The organism is Ralstonia sp. 110700041-2 (genome assembly GCF_056280165.1).
This window is the reverse complement of sequence record NZ_JBSFAI010000002.1, coordinates 284776-299700: the sequence shown is the minus strand read 5'-3', so window position 1 is coordinate 299700 and position 14925 is coordinate 284776. Positions and strand designations below refer to the sequence as shown.

At 62.6% G+C, this 14925-nt stretch carries 14 protein-coding genes and 1 pseudogene; 6 read left to right on the top strand and 9 right to left on the bottom strand.

The genetic code is table 11. The features are described from left to right. Nucleotides 1–100 precede the first annotated feature (100 nt). The 4 genes and pseudogenes from ACUXH0_RS03910 to ACUXH0_RS03895 all read right to left on the bottom strand — a co-directional run. Nucleotides 101–326 (bottom strand): annotated as a pseudogene (locus tag ACUXH0_RS03910) (DUF2334 domain-containing protein); the annotation flags it as partial. A gap of 156 nt (nucleotides 327–482) precedes the next feature. Next, nucleotides 483–1307 (bottom strand): helix-turn-helix domain-containing protein, encoded by an 825-nt coding sequence (locus ACUXH0_RS03905; protein WP_182593735.1) that lies wholly within the window; start codon nucleotides 1305–1307, stop codon nucleotides 483–485. 162 nt (nucleotides 1308–1469) lie between these two features. Beyond that, nucleotides 1470–1739, bottom strand: coding sequence for a DUF2249 domain-containing protein (locus ACUXH0_RS03900; RefSeq protein WP_004631230.1), 270 nt, complete (start codon nucleotides 1737–1739; stop codon nucleotides 1470–1472). 49 nt (nucleotides 1740–1788) lie between these two features. After that, on the bottom strand, nucleotides 1789–2394 hold the full coding sequence (locus tag ACUXH0_RS03895) for a hemerythrin domain-containing protein (protein ID WP_249262914.1): 606 nt from the start codon (nucleotides 2392–2394) through the stop codon (nucleotides 1789–1791). Nucleotides 2395–3147: 753 nt separating this feature from the next. On the opposite strand from ACUXH0_RS03895, the gene exaC reads away from it, so the two are divergent. The 6 genes from exaC to ACUXH0_RS03865 all read left to right on the top strand — a co-directional run bounded on the left by exaC (nucleotide 3148) and on the right by ACUXH0_RS03865 (nucleotide 11572). Beyond that, nucleotides 3148–4668, top strand: coding sequence for an acetaldehyde dehydrogenase ExaC (exaC, locus tag ACUXH0_RS03890; protein ID WP_004631207.1), 1521 nt, complete (start codon nucleotides 3148–3150; stop codon nucleotides 4666–4668). Between the two features lie 253 nt (nucleotides 4669–4921). Next, the gene (locus ACUXH0_RS03885) at nucleotides 4922–7543 is read left to right on the top strand and encodes a TonB-dependent receptor domain-containing protein (RefSeq protein WP_182593736.1); all 2622 of its coding nucleotides are present in this window, start codon (nucleotides 4922–4924) and stop codon (nucleotides 7541–7543) included. 20 nt (nucleotides 7544–7563) lie between these two features. Beyond that, on the top strand, nucleotides 7564–8637 hold the full coding sequence (locus tag ACUXH0_RS03880; protein WP_182593738.1) for a beta-propeller fold lactonase family protein: 1074 nt from the start codon (nucleotides 7564–7566) through the stop codon (nucleotides 8635–8637). Then, nucleotides 8624–9199 carry a cytochrome b gene (locus ACUXH0_RS03875; protein WP_182593740.1) on the top strand — a complete coding sequence of 192 codons (576 nt, stop codon included), beginning with the start codon at nucleotides 8624–8626 and terminating at the stop codon, nucleotides 9197–9199. The genes ACUXH0_RS03880 and ACUXH0_RS03875 overlap by 14 nt, the downstream gene beginning before the upstream one ends. A 215-nt stretch (nucleotides 9200–9414) precedes the next feature. Beyond that, a complete protein-coding gene (locus ACUXH0_RS03870) occupies nucleotides 9415–11169 on the top strand; it encodes a PQQ-dependent methanol/ethanol family dehydrogenase (RefSeq protein WP_009241205.1) in 1755 nt (584 codons plus the stop codon). A 70-nt stretch (nucleotides 11170–11239) separates the two neighbouring features. Beyond that, on the top strand, nucleotides 11240–11572 hold the full coding sequence (locus ACUXH0_RS03865) for a c-type cytochrome (protein ID WP_009241204.1): 333 nt from the start codon (nucleotides 11240–11242) through the stop codon (nucleotides 11570–11572). Nucleotides 11573–11647: 75 nt separating this feature from the next. Here ACUXH0_RS03865 and pqqE read toward each other — a convergent pair whose 3' ends face one another. The 5 genes from pqqE to pqqA form a co-directional block, all read right to left on the bottom strand. After that, a complete protein-coding gene (gene pqqE, locus ACUXH0_RS03860; protein ID WP_182593742.1) occupies nucleotides 11648–12850 on the bottom strand; it encodes a pyrroloquinoline quinone biosynthesis protein PqqE in 1203 nt (400 codons plus the stop codon). Beyond that, the gene (gene pqqD, locus ACUXH0_RS03855) at nucleotides 12822–13094 is read right to left on the bottom strand and encodes a pyrroloquinoline quinone biosynthesis peptide chaperone PqqD (protein ID WP_182593744.1); all 273 of its coding nucleotides are present in this window, start codon (nucleotides 13092–13094) and stop codon (nucleotides 12822–12824) included. Before pqqD ends, pqqE begins: the two co-directional genes overlap by 29 nt. Beyond that, nucleotides 13075–13785, bottom strand: coding sequence for a pyrroloquinoline-quinone synthase PqqC (gene pqqC, locus ACUXH0_RS03850; protein WP_004631191.1), 711 nt, complete (start codon nucleotides 13783–13785; stop codon nucleotides 13075–13077). The genes pqqD and pqqC overlap by 20 nt, the downstream gene beginning before the upstream one ends. Beyond that, a complete protein-coding gene (gene pqqB, locus ACUXH0_RS03845; RefSeq protein ID WP_004631190.1) occupies nucleotides 13782–14699 on the bottom strand; it encodes a pyrroloquinoline quinone biosynthesis protein PqqB in 918 nt (305 codons plus the stop codon). Before pqqB ends, pqqC begins: the two co-directional genes overlap by 4 nt. Nucleotides 14700–14842: 143 nt before the next feature. After that, nucleotides 14843–14917, bottom strand: a complete 75-nt coding sequence (pqqA, locus tag ACUXH0_RS03840) for a pyrroloquinoline quinone precursor peptide PqqA (protein ID WP_009277446.1) — start codon at nucleotides 14915–14917, stop codon at nucleotides 14843–14845. Between the last annotated feature and the right edge of the window lie 8 nt (nucleotides 14918–14925).

Below are 14925 nucleotides of genomic sequence, written 5' to 3'. Positions count from 1 at the left end.
GCACTCAGGTGAAATGGGCCTTCGATTTGATGGGCCATCGCCTCGTTGGCTCTATCTCTATACCAGCGACGAGTAGGTGTCGGCATCTTTGGGATCAACAAATGTCCGGCGCGGTGCATGTCAGGCAGGAGGATGCATCGATATTGCAGATGTTAGATCCCACATTGTCCGGGTGCTCCGAAATAATGCGCTGGTTGTAATAGTTCTTCTGAATGATGTAAGGGGAGGCACTGCCCGACCGAAACGTCGTGCCCCGTCGTGGGGGCGTTCAAGATCTGCGGGTTGTCCGACGCGTAGTAGACCACGCGCTGGTAGGTGTTCTTGAAACTTCATTGCCGGGCCTGCGGGTCAAGCAAGTGCTGGAACAGCTTAAGGAGATGCGAGGCTTGCCCGCGTCCATCCCGATGGACAACAGTCCGGATTTCGTTGGTAAGGTGCTGGACGCGTGGGCATGCGAGGCGGACGTCACGCTATTGTTCAGCCTAGTCGTTTATCGAGACTAAACGGGAGCGGGAAAACGGCGTGCAGCCATCCATCGCCACGGCCTGCAATCGGTCCATATCGAGAATCCGGATGTCTTTGCCGCGCACTTCAAGTAGCCGACGCTGCTGCAGTTTCGTCAGCATTCTGCTGACAGTTTCGAGTTTCAACCCAAGGTAGCTGCCAATTTCCGCGCGTGTCATTTTCAGCGTGAACTGTGTCGACGAAAAGCCGCGCGCGCTCCAGCGTTCCGACAAGTCGAACAGAAAGGTAGCGACGCGATCCTCCGCTCCCATCGTGCCGAGTAGCGCCATCCACTTGGACCCGCGCACGATCTCGGCGCTGAGCATGCTCAATACGTGCCGCTGAACGATCTTCAGCTCATGGCACAGGCGTTCGAGTCGCTCGAACGGCATCACGCATACCGAGCTGTCTTCCAGCGCAATCGCGTCGCAGGCATGCTTGCCGCTGGCGATACCGTCAACGCCAAGCGGGTCACCCGACAAGGCGATGCCGACGACCTGTTCGCTTCCTGTCCGATGGATCACGGTTTTGAAGGAGCCGGCACGGATGGCATAGATGCTTTGGAGGCTGCCGCCTCTGCGGTACAGCGCTTGTCCGCGCTTGATCATGCGGATGCCGCGCATGGACTCGTTGAGCCGCTCTGCGGCCGATGTGTCGACTGGCTCAGCGGTGCACAAGCGCGCCAATGCACAACTGTTGCAGGTGACGTTCGTCGCCTCAATCTCTTGGTGCGCCTGCGGCATAAGCGTCTCGCAACTGGTGTCAGGCGCGCGTGCGTTGTCGAGTTGGATTGTGGTCAGCATGTTGTCCTCTGTCCACGAGTATTCAGGTCACCGGCACGTGTCCGCGCGTTCGCAAATGACCGAATCATCTGCGCATCATGCATCCGTTATGCCGACCTGATCGACGATCGCGGCCGGCCACAAAACACGTTCGCCGGCATTGATGGCCGACGCGGCAGACATTCAGCCTGCCGCTCTCACCGTAAAGTCGATCACGATGTTGCCCGGCTCGCGGGCGACATACCCGGCATCCACGCGCGGCCCGTAGTGCCGATCAATCTGCGCAAGGAGCGGGAGTGGATCATGATCATTGACAAAGCGCATCACCTCGCCTGGCTCCAGGGCGTCGAGCGCGCCGAAGATGGCCGCGTGCCGGAAACGCTTGGCAATGCCGCGCGCATCGAAAACATGATGCTGGGCGAAGATGGTGTGGATGTCTGTCAAAGTTGGCATGGAAGGTTCTCCTGGAAAGAGTGCCCTAGTGATGGGCTTCATTGGGGTTTCAGTGCGATGCCACAGCGCGTCGAGCAACCATCGCTGCGCTCAGCCTTGCGAGTTGCTGCCGATCTAGGCACGCTTGGGCGAACACCAGAACCTGGTCTTCTTCGACGGCGATGTGACGGCGGTATGCGTCAGCAAAGCTGTCCGTCCAGGCGCGCTCGATCGGCCGGACCTGGCCTTGGGCGATATCGGCAAGGACTGCTCGCAACTGCGCCCAGCTTGCTTCCAGAGATCGATGCTCATCGAGCAGCGACGCGATCACCTCGACCACCGGTGAACGCAGGCGCTGGCCCTCTACCATCAGCAACGGAAAGAGATCCTCTTCTTCGTCGGCATGATGATGAGGCCCGGCCACGTCGAAGTAGCGCATGATGTTTCGGGCCGCCTGCCGCGCCTGCTCGTCCGCACCGTGCGATGGCAGGTGTGCAGACAGTTTTGCGAGCGTGGCGCACTGCGCGGCAATACGCTCGTGACACGCCTTGAGCATTTCGAGCGGCTCGTCGAAAGAAGGCGTTGGTTTGGTCAGTAGGCCATCTAGTTTCACTTCGTGTCTCTCATCTTCCTGTGCGGCCTGTCTTGCCGTCGGCCGTGGGTGCGCGGTTTTCAACTTTGCCCGCAGCGATATAACATGCATTGACAATACATCATTTATTCCGGCCTTACAACTCCATCGATGCGTTCCCGTTTCGTTCCACATACCGCGGTCACTTGGGGCAATGGGCTACCGAATTTCAGACACCTTGGGGGAGGACCGGATGTTTTAGATGAAGACGAACGTCTGCGGCCGCTGCGGGCGACAGTCTGTTGCGTCAACGTTTTGCCATGACGTGCCAGGCTGGAAAACCTGCCTGCTTCCCTGTTATTCGCTGTTCCGAGTCGGTCGTCGTGCCGAGCAACCTCTGGGCAGCCCGCGCAAAATCTGGGGTATGGCCGGATCAGGGGAAGGGAAAGTGCCAAATTCCCTGCAAATTTCCCTGTTAGCAGGGCGGTGCGCAGAGACGAATCAGCCCCAGACTCACTGCTCCGCCAGCAAGTCCAGCGCAGCAGCGGCAGCATGGAGTGAAGCCGTTCTCATCGTGTGCCTTGGCAGGTTCAGATGAAAGGTCCACGTTGCGAAAGTCATGCCATGCAAGCGGTGTGTCCGCACAAGCGTCCATCGGGTGTTCAGGTGATGGGGCGTTGAGCTTTGCAACACCTGTTGTTCCATTCTGGAACAGTCAGGCCGGCCGATCGGCGTGAACAAGCGATGGGAGTGGATGGAGCATCCACCGCAGGGGATGGCCCGGGTTTTGCAGATGACGACCGGACACAGCGCAGACAACGACGCTGCGGTCATCACTCAAACATCAGGAGACAACCCATGCGTTACGCTCATCCCGGCACTCCCGGCGCCATCGTTTCGTTCAAGCCGCGCTATGGCAATTTCATCGGTGGCGAATTCGTGTCGCCGGTCAAGGGCCAGTACTTCACCAACACGACCCCGGTGACGGGCGAGGTGATCGGCGAGTTCCCGCGCTCGACCGCTGAAGACATCGACCGCGCGCTCGACGCCGCGCACGCCGCCGCTGATGCCTGGGGCCGCACCTCGGTGCAGGACCGCTCGCTGATCCTGCTGAAGATTGCCGACCGCATCGAGCAGAACCTCGAACTGCTGGCCGTGACCGAAACGTGGGACAACGGCAAGCCCGTGCGCGAAACGCTGAATGCCGACATCCCGCTGGCCGTGGACCACTTCCGCTACTTCGCCGGCTGCATCCGCGCGCAGGAAGGCTCCGCTGCCGAGATCAACGAACACACCGTGGCGTATCACATCCACGAGCCGCTGGGCGTGGTCGGCCAGATCATCCCGTGGAATTTCCCGCTGCTGATGGCTGCATGGAAGCTGGCGCCCGCACTGGCTGCCGGCAACTGCGTGGTGCTCAAGCCGGCCGAGCAGACGCCGCTGGGCATCTGCGTGCTGATGGAGCTGATTGGCGATCTGCTGCCGGCGGGCGTGCTCAACGTCGTGCACGGCTACGGCAAGGAAGCCGGCGAGGCCTTGGCGACCAGCAAGCGCATCGCCAAGATCGCCTTTACGGGCTCGACGCCGGTCGGCTCGCACATCATGAAGTGCGCGGCCGAAAACATCATTCCGTCAACGGTGGAGCTGGGCGGCAAGTCGCCCAACATCTACTTCGAAGACATCATGCAGGCCGAGCCGAGCTTCATCGAAAAGGCCGCCGAAGGCCTGGTGCTGGGCTTCTTCAACCAGGGCGAGGTGTGCACGTGCCCGTCGCGCGCGCTGGTGCAGGAATCCATCTACAGCCGTTTCATGGATGCGGTGTTGACCAAGGTGGCCGCCATCAAGCGCGGTGACCCGCTCGACACCGACACGATGGTCGGCGCGCAGGCTTCGGAGCAGCAGTTCTACAAGATCCGCAGCTACCTGGAGATCGCACAGGAGGAAGGCGCCGAGTGCCTGGTCGGCGGCGATGTGGAAGTGCTGCCCGGCAATCTGTCGAAGGGTTACTACATCAAGCCGACGCTGCTCAAGGGTGACAACAGCATGCGTGTGTTCCAGGAAGAGATCTTCGGCCCGGTGATTGCCGTGACCACCTTCAAGGACGAAGCGCAGGCGCTGCAGATTGCCAACGACACCGACTTCGGCCTGGGCGCCGGTCTGTGGACGCGCGACATCAACCGCGCGTACCGCGTGGGCCGTGCCATCAAAGCAGGGCGCGTGTGGACGAACTGCTACCACCTGTATCCGGCGCACGCGGCGTTTGGCGGCTACAAGAAATCGGGTGTGGGCCGCGAGACCCACAAGATGATGCTCGACCACTATCAGCAGACCAAGAACCTGCTGGTGAGCTACGACACCAAGCCGCTGGGCTTCTTCTGATGGTGTAGCAGGACGGCTGGCGCCGGGGAATCGCGCCTGTGCGCCAGCCGCTGACCTGCGAGGCAACGACCCCGCAGGCAAACAAGAAGAGGAGACATGGCCGTGTGCCAACCATTTGCCCTGCCGCAACGCGCGCAGGTGTCACCCCCATTGCCGCTGATTCCCTGCCGGGATTAGCCACCGCCACGCCTGTTCTCTGGGATACGTCATTGATACCCGAGACCCGCGAGCGAGAACTTCGGGGAGACACTTCGTGCATTCGCCTATCAGCCGTTCGGAGAAGAGCACCAGCCGTGTGCGCAACGCCGCACCGTGCCTTGCAGGCGGCGTGGCTGCGCTCACTGCCGCGGGGCTTTACTCGCCCGCGTTTGCCGAAGACCAGATCGTGGCGGTGGCATTGCCGACCGCGCAGGTCGTCGGCTCGACCCCGATCGACAGCATTGGCGTGCCGCTGTCGCAGTTTCCTGCCAATGCGCAGCGCGTGAGCGCGAAGGATGCGCGCGAGCAACGCAACTCCAACCTGGCGGACCTGCTCAACGACAACCTGGGTCAGGTGAGCATCGGCAACGGGTCGGGCAATCCGTACCAGAACGACATCAACTACCGCGGGTTTCAGGTGTCGTCGCTGCTGGGCGTGCCCATCGGCGTGTCGGTCTACTTTGACGGCGTGCGGATGAACGAGCCCTTCGGCTCCATCGTGAACTGGGATCTGATTCCCATGAACGCGATGTCCAGCGTCAACATCCTGCCGGGCTCCAACCCGATGTTCGGCCTCAACACACTGGGTGGCGCGCTTGTCGTCAACACCAAGAACGGGAAGGACAACGCCGGCACGTCGATTGAGGCGCTGGGCGGGTCGTTTGGCCGCCGTGCGCTGAGCTTTGAGACCGGTATCGTCGACAAGGCTCACGGCACCGATTACTTCGTCGCCGGCAACTTCGACCGGCAGGACGGCTTTCGCGAACACTCGGGTTCGAACGTCAAGCAACTGTATGGAAAAGCGCGGTGGCACGGCAACGACGGCGCTACCCAGCTCGAGCTGTCGGCCGCACTGGCAGATACGTCGCTGAGCGGCACGCAGTCGTTGCCGATGGACATGATGGCGAACCGCAGCGCCGCCTATACGTGGCCCGACACCATCTCAAACCGGATGGCGCTGCTGAACCTGAAGGGCAGCCATTGGTTGAACGACACCAACCAACTGGCCGGCAGCGTCTACTACCGCAAGGCCAGCCTTCACAACGTCAACAGCAACGCGCAGTTGGACGACGGCTGCTTCAACGACGACGGCTCGCTGGCAACGACCGCTGCAGGTGGCACCACCACGTACAAATGCGCGAACAAGGCGCCCAACGGCACGGCAGTCAATGCAGTGACCGGCGCCAATGCGTTGGCGCTCGGCTACGGCCGCTGGACCAACGCCATCAATACCAGCGTCGTCGATTCCGCCACGCATGAGGACACGGTGGGCTCGTCCCTGCAGTGGTCGAACTTCAGCCAACTTGCGGGACACGACAATACGTTCACCTTCGGTGGTGCGTTCGATCATTCGCGCATCACGTATGACCAGACGACCTACCTGGCACGGTTGATCAACTATCAGACAGTGGTGAGCCCGAACCAGACATACGGATTCACCGCCAATGGATCGGCACCGTCGACATCGAACCCGGCGTTGTTCACGGGCAGCAACGTCATCGGCGCGGTCAACCTGTCGTCCAACGTCAACAACTTCAGCCTGTACTTCACCGATACGTTGAGCGTGACGGAGAAGCTGAGCGTGACTGCCTCTGGAAGCTTCAACTACACAACGCTCAACCAGGGCGGCGCCAACAATAAATACCTGAACGAAGACGGCGGTTACTCCTGGACGGACCAAGTATCGGGCGTGTCGTACTACAACCCCGGCTACGCGAATGCCTATCGGTACTCGAATGCGGGATCGGGCGCGGCAACCGCTCCGAACGGTGTCCCGCCGGGGGCGGTGGCCGGACCGGAAACCAACAGCCTGGCCGGCTCGCATCGCTATCGCCGTTTCAACCCGGCGCTCGGGTTCAACTACGACCTGGGCGCGGGGCAGGGCATCTTCGGCAGCTACAGCGAATCGATGCGCGCTCCGACATCGATTGAATTGTCTTGCGCCGATCCGAACAGCCCGTGCTCGCTCCCCACGGGGTTCAACGGCGATCCGGACCTGAAAGCCGTGGTAGCCAAAACCATCGAATTCGGCGGCCGCGGAAAGCTGGGCAAGTCCACCTACTGGAGCGCGGCTGTCTACGACTCGCGCCTGAGCAATGACATCCAGTTCATCGCCACGTCAAACACGTACGGCTACTTCGCCAATGTCAGCAAGACCGAACGGCGCGGCTTTGAACTGGGCGCCAGCACGAAGATCGACAAGTGGTCGTTGTCGGCCAACTTTGGTTATGTCGATGCGATCTACAAGTCGGCATTCACCACGGCGAGCGGGCAGCACGTGGTCAGCGGCAACAAGATCCCGGGCATCCCCGCGAAGACGCTCAAGCTCGGCGCGTCGTACGCCTTCAGCCCGAACCTGTCGATGGGCGGGAACGTGATCCTGGTCAGCAAGCAGATCGCACACGGCAACGAAAGCAATGCCGACCCGAACGGCGAGGTGGCCGGCTACGGCCTCGTCAATCTGAACCTGCACTACAAGCCGACGCGAAACCTCGAGATTTCCGCCTACGTCAGCAACCTGTTCAACAAGCGCTATTCCACCTACGGCCTGTCGGGCATGCGGAGCATCTACACGTTGGCGAAGCAGCAGTTCATGACGCCGGCACCGCCGCGCGCGATCTGGATTGGCCTGACGTATTCGTTTGGAGGCAAGGCCGCCGGTGCCGATGCGGACTGAGCCGCCCATAAGAGACCATCATGAACGCACTGACCTACTACTTCCGGATCGCCACGTTGCTTTGCGTGGGTTGGGTATTGACCCTCCAGGCGGTTGCCGAGGTGTCGGATCCCGTCGCCTACGTCACGAATCAGGGCGGCGGTGTGACCGTGCTCAATGCACGCACGCTCAAACGGCTCGACGAGATTGCCGTGGGCAAGGATCCGCGCGGCCTCGCTGTCATGCCCGACGGCCGCTGGTTGCTGACGGCCAACCAGGGCAGCGCCGATGTGTCGGTGATTGACACAGGCACACGCAAGGAGATCAAGCGCATCGCAGTCGGCAGGAATGTCGAGTTCATGCGCATCTCGCCCGACGGCCGCCGGGCGTTCGTCACCTACGAGCCTTCGTCGGAAGGCGGGCCGCCGGGCAAGAACGACCGGGCCGTGAAAGACGAGAAGGATGAGAACGATGAAGCCCCCGCCGAAGTCGCGATCATCGACCTCAGCCAGTGGGCCGTGGTCGGCCGCATCAAGGCCGCCCGCGAGACCGAAGCCATCGAATTTTCACCGGACGGAAAGTTGCTGCTGGTGGCCAACGAAGGTGACAACACGGTCGGCGTTTATGAGCTGTCGACGCTCAAGCAGATCCGGCGGGTGGATGTCGCGCCATACGGCAATCGGCCGCGCGGCATCAAGATCGCGCCGGATAGAAAGACCTATGTGGTGACGCTGGAAAACTCGAACAACCTGTTGCTGCTGGATGCCGGTTTCAAGCCGATCAAGACCGTGCCCACTGGGCAGGGGCCATACGGGATCGCGTTTGACCGCGAGGGCCAGTACCTCTGGGTGGCTGCCAGCCGCGCTGATCAGTTGCAGGTGTTCGATGCCCGCACCTTTGCGCAAGTGGCCGCCATTCCGGTCGGCAAGCGTTGCTGGCATTTCAGCTTCACGCCGGGTGATCGGAAGCTGCTGCTTGCCTGCGGCCGCTCGAACACTGTGCAGGTGATCGACCCGCAGAAGCGCGAGGTCGTCGATACGCTCCAAGGCTACAAGTTGCCCTGGGGTGTGGTGACGTATCCAACCTCGGTGGGCAGCCTCGATGCGCCGCGCTGATCGACCCGCCCACGCATCCGCGCCGGCCTACGCGGCCCTGCAGATCGCGTTGCATTGGGTGAGCGCCTCGTTGCTATGCGGCCTGTTCGCGCTGGGCTTCTACATGACCGGTCTGGTCAAGGGCGCACCGGGGAAGGCGGTCTTGGTAAATCTGCATAAATCGCTCGGGCTGACGGCGGCGCTGGTCATCGCGTGGCGCGTGGTGGTGCGCGTCAGCCGTGCTGCGCCACCGTCCATTCCGGGGCTGTACTGCTGGGAGACGGAGCTGGCGCGCATTACGCATCGCCTGCTCTACATGTGCATGGTCGTGATGCCTGTGTCGGGCTATCTCGGATCTTCGTTCAATCCATACGGAACGCGCTTCTGGGGCGTGCCGCTGCCGCGCTGGGGTTGGGTCGACAGCGCACTGCAGCACATGTTCTACACGGTGCACAGCACGACGGCCGATCTGCTGCTCTGCCTGGTGGTGCTCCACGTTGCCGGGGTGATCAAGCACCAGTGGGTCGATGCGCGGAGGTGCGTGCAACGCATGCTGCCGGGCCAGCGCACGCGCGCGCTGTAAGCCCCCCGTCTTCGCGTGGGCTGCGTTCATTGCGTTGCTCCATTTCGCAACAGAACAAACGATGTGTTGCGGTATGGCACGCAACAACACACTGCAAGTGGCCTGAAACCGCAATTTCACGGCGTTTTTCGATGGCACGGGATTTGCCCTGAGTCCGACCGTTGTGACATCACACTGCCGGACCTGGACCATAAAGAGAGGTAGAGGAGACAAGAATGAGGACACTACGAGTGATTGCACTTGCGGCTGCCATGGCGGCTGCAAGTGTTGCCGTGCACGCGGCAACGCCCCCCGTTACCGATGCCATGATCGAGAACGATGCGAAATCGTCGAACGACGTGCTGACCTGGGGCATGGGTACGCAAGGGCAGCGCTTCTCGACGCTCACCAAGATCAACACGAAGAATGTCAGCCAGCTTGTACCGGCATGGTCGTTCTCGTTTGGCGGTGAGAAGCAGCGCGGTCAGGAATCCCAGCCGCTGATCTACAACGGCAAGATGTTCGTCACGGCGTCGTACTCGCGCATCTATGCGATCGACCTGAAGACCGGCAAGAAGCTGTGGAAGTACGAGCAGCGTCTGCCGGAGGGCATCATGCCCTGCTGCGACGTCGTCAACCGCGGCGCCGCGCTGTACGACAACCTGGTCATCTTCTCCACGCTGGATGCGCAGCTGATCGCGCTCAATCAGGACACCGGCAAGATCGTCTGGAAAGACAAGATCGAGGACTACGCCGCCGGCTATTCAACGACCGCCGCACCGCTGATCGTGAAGGGCATGGTGCTGACGGGCGTGTCGGGTGGCGAGTTTGGCGTGGTCGGCCGTGTGGAAGCGCGCGATGCCAAGACCGGCCAGTTGATCTGGTCGCGTCCGACGGTCGAAGGCCACATGGGCTACAAGTACGACAAGGATGGCAACAAGACCGAGAACGGCATGACGGGCACGCTCAACGCGAGCTGGCCCGGCGAGACGTGGAAGACCGGTGGCGCATCGACGTGGCTGGGCGGCACCTACGACCCGCAGACCAACCTGGTCTACTTCGGCACCGGCAACCCGGGACCGTGGAACAGCCATCTGCGCAAGGGCGACAACCTGTATTCGTCTTCCACGCTGGCCATCGACCCGGACACCGGCAAGATCGTCTGGCACTACCAGAACACCCCGAACGACGGCTGGGATTTCGACGGCGTGAACGAGTTCGTGACGTTCGACATGGACGGCAAGCGCGTCGGCGGCAAGGCTGACCGCAACGGCTTCTTCTACGTGAACGATGCGAAAACCGGCAAGCTGCTCAACGCGTTCCCGTTCGTGAAGGTCAACTGGGCCACCAGCATCGACCTCAAGACCGGCCGCCCGAACTACGCACCCGACCACCGTCCGGGCGATCCGGCCCAGGCCGCGGGTGAAGAGAAGAAGGGCAAGTCGGTGTTTGCCGAGCCCGGCTTCCTGGGCGGCAAGAACCAGATGCCGATGGCATACAGCCCGCAAACCGGGCTGTTCTACGTGCCCGCCAACGAGTGGGGCATGGACATCTGGAACGAACCCGTGAGCTACAAGAAGGGCGCCGCCTACCTGGGAGCTGGCTTTACCATCAAGCCGCTCAATGAGGATTACATCGGCGCACTGCGCGCGATCAATCCGAAGACGGGCAAGATGGAATGGCAGATCAAGAACAACGCGCCGCTGTGGGGCGGTGTGATGACGACTGCCGGTGGCCTGGTGTTCTGGGGCACGCCCGAGGGCTATCTGAAGGCGGCCGATGCCAAGACCGGCAAGGAGCTGTGGCAATTCCAGACTGGCAGCGGCATCGTCGCGCCGCCCGTCACCTGGGAAGACAACGGCGAGCAGTTCGTGGCCGTGGTGTCGGGCTGGGGTGGTGCAGTGCCGCTGTGGGGCGGTGAAGTGGCCAAGCGCGTGAACTTCCTGGAGCAGGGCGGTTCGGTTTGGGTGTTCAAGCTGCACAAGAACTGACGTGCGTGGTTGAGCGCTGTGCGCCTTTGCGGCGCACAGCCTCTCGCACAGCTTCAAGGAGTTTCAGATCGTGATCATGCGCAATGGAGTGTTCTCGCTGCTGGCCGTAGTGTCTGCAGCAATCGGGGCGGCGCCCGCCCACGCCGCGCCGGACATGCAGGCCCTGGCCGACAAGAGCGGCTGTTTCTCGTGCCACAGCATGCATACCAAGATCGTCGGCCCCGCCTTTGCCGACGTGGCCGCCAAGTACAAGGGCGATGCCGACGCGCCCGCGAGACTGGCGCAGAAAGTGCGCGAAGGCGGCAAGGGTGTGTGGGGCCGCATCCCGATGCCCGCGCACTCCAACCTCAAGGAAGACGAAGCGAAGCAATTGGTGGCCTGGGTGTTGAGTTCAGGCTCCTAGGCTTCTACGTTGCTCGCCGGGGAAAAGGAAGAGGGCCGGCATTGTCCGGCCCTTTCTCTTCTCCAGGATTGCGTTCTATGGTTGCGTGAGCCGGCGCGAATTGGCATCGGTCCGGAACACGATGGGGACCTCGCCGGTGCGGGTGTCACGCATCTGTCCGAACCCGTTCATCGCAGCCATCCGGCCTTGCAGCACCACCTTCTGAAGCGCACCGTGATCCGCCGATTTTCCGCACACCGGGTCCGTGCGCGTCGCATCGCCCGTCAACAGATAGGCCTGACAGCGGCAGCCGCCCGCATCTTCTTCGCGCGACTCGCATGACTGGCACGGCTGCGGCATCCAATGCGTGCCGCGAAAGCGCTGAAAGGCGTCGCTGCTTCGCCAGATATCGCGCAGCGGCTGATTGAGCACGTTGGGCAGCTCCAGCCCCGGCAGCATGCGCGCAGAGTGGCAGGGCAGCGCAACGCCATCCGGCGCGATGCCGAGGAATGTCGTGCCCCAGCCGTTCATGCACTTCTTCGGGCGCTGCTCAAAGTAGTCCGGCACGACGTAAAGCAATTGGCATCGGCTGCCGATGCGGGTCCGGTAGTCGTTCACGACGGCTTCGGCGTCACGCAGTTGCTCCAGGGTGGGCATCAGCGCCAGGCGGTTTTCCCATGCCCAGCCGTAGTACTGCGTGTTGGCAAGTTCCAGGTATTCGGCGCCGATCTCCAGCGCCATGTCGATGATGGCGCCCACGTGCGGCAGGTTATGCCGGTGCATCACGCAGTTCATCACCATCGGATAACCGTGGGCCTTGATCAGATCCGCCACCTGGCGCTTCAGGTCAAATGTGCGCGTGCTCGACAGAAAGTCGTTCAGCTCCCGCGTGGAGTCCTGGAACGACAGCTGGATATGGTCGAGCCCCGCAGCGCGCAATGCGCCAAGCCGCGCATCGGTCAGGCCCACCCCAGATGTCACGAGGTTCACGTAGAACCCGAGCCCATGCGCATGCGCAACCAGGGTTTCAAGATCCTTGCGCAACAGCGGCTCGCCGCCCGACAGGCCCAGCTGCACCGCGCCCAGCGCCCGCGCCTGGGTGAACACATCGCACCACTGTTCGGTGGAGAGTTCCTGATCGTGCCGCGTGTAGTTGACCGGGTTGGAGCAGAAGGCGCAATGCAGCGGGCAGCGATAGGTCAGCTCGGCCAGCAGCCAGAGCGGCGGACCGGGTATCGGCGTAGCTGCCGGCGCGAGCAGCGAATCGGCCTCAAACGAGCCAGCCGCGTTCGAATGCATGTTTGACAAAGGCGTGGACCTCCGGAGCGATGCCCTGCACGCCAAAGGCGGATTGCAGGTCGTCGATCAGCATGTCGAGGGTATGGGCACCGTCGCAGCGCTGCAGGATCGCGGCGGCGCTGTCATTGAGCGTGACCATGCCTTCGGGGTACAGCAGCCCCCAGCTTTGCTGCATGTCTTCCCATTGCAGCCGGAAGGTCCGGTGCAGCGTGGGGTGGGCCGGATCAGACAAGGGAGGGCTCATGTGCGTGGGCCTGTTGGATGGCATCGAGCATCGACCAGAGGATGTCGAGCTTGAACTGCAGGATGTCCAGCGCACGCAGTTGCTGCTCCGGCGTGCGGAAGTAGTCGAGTGTCACGCGCAGGCCGTGCTCGACGTCGCGCGAGGCCAGCGGAATGCGCGAGCGGAAGTACGCTAGCCCCTCCGGCTGCACCCACGGATAGTGCTCGGGCCAGCCGGCCAGCCGTTCCTTGTGAATGTCCGGCGCGAACATCTCCGTGAGCGAGGAGCACACTGCTTCCTGCCAAGGCGCGCGGCGCGCAAAGTTCACATACGCATCCACCGCAAAGCGCACGCCCGGCAGCAGATGCCGGTGAGACCACAGCGCGTCGCGCGTCAGGCCCACGGCAACGCCTAAGCGCACCCAGCTCTCGATGCCGCCCGGCTGCGCATCGTCGCCGTCGTGGTCGTGGATGCGGACGATCCACTCGCGGCGCGTTGCCCGGTCGGGGCAGTTGGACAGGATGGCCGCATCCTTGAGCGGGATGTTGACCTGGTAGTAGAAACGGTTCGCAACCCACGTGCGGATTTCCTCCGGCGTGCATTCGCCAGCGCGCATGCGCAGGTTGAACGGATGATGAATGTGATAGCCCGCCTGCTTCGCGCGCAGCCGTGCTTCGAACTCTTCGGCCGTCCAGGCAACAGGATGTGTCATAGCGAGATTTCCATGCCGTCGTAAGCCACCTCGATGCCGTGTGCTTCCAACTCCCGGCGCTGCGGCGAGTCTTCATCGAGGATCGGGTTGGTGTTGTTGATGTGGATCAGCACCTTGCGCGTGGCCGGCAGCTGGTCGAGCACGTCGATCATGCCGCCGGGGCCGGATTGCGCGAGGTGGCCCATGTCTGCTGCCGTCTTGGTGGAAAAACCGAGGGCGAGCATCTCGTCGTTGCGCCAGCAGGTGCCGTCCACCAGCACCACGTCGGCCGCGCCCATTTCGTCGAGCACATGGGGTTCGACACGGGCGAGACCCGGCGCGTAGAATGCACGCCGGCCGCTCTTGCGATCGACGATGCGCAGGCCGATGTTGTCGCCCACGCGGCGCGCGTTGCGGCTGGGCGAGTAGGGCGGCGCCTTGCTCTCCAGCGGGATCGCCGTCAACGCCACGTCGTCGAGCGGGGGCACCGAGAACGCCGTGCCGTCCAGCGCGAGCGCGCGCGTGTCGAGACCGCAGTAGTGCGACAGCATGCGGGTGAGCGGGAAGGCGGTGGACAGATCGCTGATGACCGCTGCGCTGGCATAGACGGGCAGCGCTTGCCGATGTTCACGCAGCATCAAGAGGCCCGTCACATGGTCGATCTGCGCATCCATCAGCACGACGCCCACGATGCCCGTATCACGCGGCGTGCGTGCCGGTTGCAGCGCTGGCGAACTGCGCAGTTGCGCGAGGATGTCCGGCGAGGCGTTCACCACGAGCCAGCTGTGTTGGCCGTCGCCGAGTGCGATGGACGACTGCGTGCGCGGCGTGGCGCGCACGGTGCCGCGCCGCACACCGTCGCAGTTGCGACAGTTGCAGTTCCACTGTGGGAAACCGCCGCCGGCGGCCGAGCCGAGAACCCTGAGTATGGTCATGATGCAAATCCAACGTGTCGGGGCGGACTGAGCAAGAAGTCGGCCAGGGGATGGCGGGAAGGCACGCGCGCCTCCAGGCGGAAAAAAGCCCGCCGTGAAGAACCGGCGGGCTCGTGGAGCCTTGCGTGCTCAGCCGCGCAGTGTCAGCGGTTGGCGATGTACATGGTGATCTCGAACCCGAGTCGCAGTTCGGTGTAGGCGGGGGTCGTCCAGTTCATGTCTCCTC

Excerpts from the sequence above, each read along its gene's own strand:
- pqqD (WP_182593744.1), bottom strand. The coding sequence starts at position 13,094 with ATGAGCCCTCCCTTGTCTGATCCGGCCCACCCCACGCTGCACCGGACC.
- pqqB (WP_004631190.1), bottom strand. The coding sequence starts at position 14,699 with ATGACCATACTCAGGGTTCTCGGCTCGGCCGCCGGCGGCGGTTTCCCA.
- ACUXH0_RS03870 (WP_009241205.1), top strand. The coding sequence starts at position 9,415 with ATGAGGACACTACGAGTGATTGCACTTGCGGCTGCCATGGCGGCTGCA.
- ACUXH0_RS03905 (WP_182593735.1), bottom strand. The coding sequence starts at position 1,307 with ATGCTGACCACAATCCAACTCGACAACGCACGCGCGCCTGACACCAGT.
- exaC (WP_004631207.1), top strand. The coding sequence starts at position 3,148 with ATGCGTTACGCTCATCCCGGCACTCCCGGCGCCATCGTTTCGTTCAAG.
- ACUXH0_RS03880 (WP_182593738.1), top strand. The coding sequence starts at position 7,564 with ATGAACGCACTGACCTACTACTTCCGGATCGCCACGTTGCTTTGCGTG.
- ACUXH0_RS03900 (WP_004631230.1), bottom strand. The coding sequence starts at position 1,739 with ATGCCAACTTTGACAGACATCCACACCATCTTCGCCCAGCATCATGTT.
- pqqC (WP_004631191.1), bottom strand. The coding sequence starts at position 13,785 with ATGACACATCCTGTTGCCTGGACGGCCGAAGAGTTCGAAGCACGGCTG.
- ACUXH0_RS03875 (WP_182593740.1), top strand. The coding sequence starts at position 8,624 with ATGCGCCGCGCTGATCGACCCGCCCACGCATCCGCGCCGGCCTACGCG.
- pqqE (WP_182593742.1), bottom strand. The coding sequence starts at position 12,850 with ATGCATTCGAACGCGGCTGGCTCGTTTGAGGCCGATTCGCTGCTCGCG.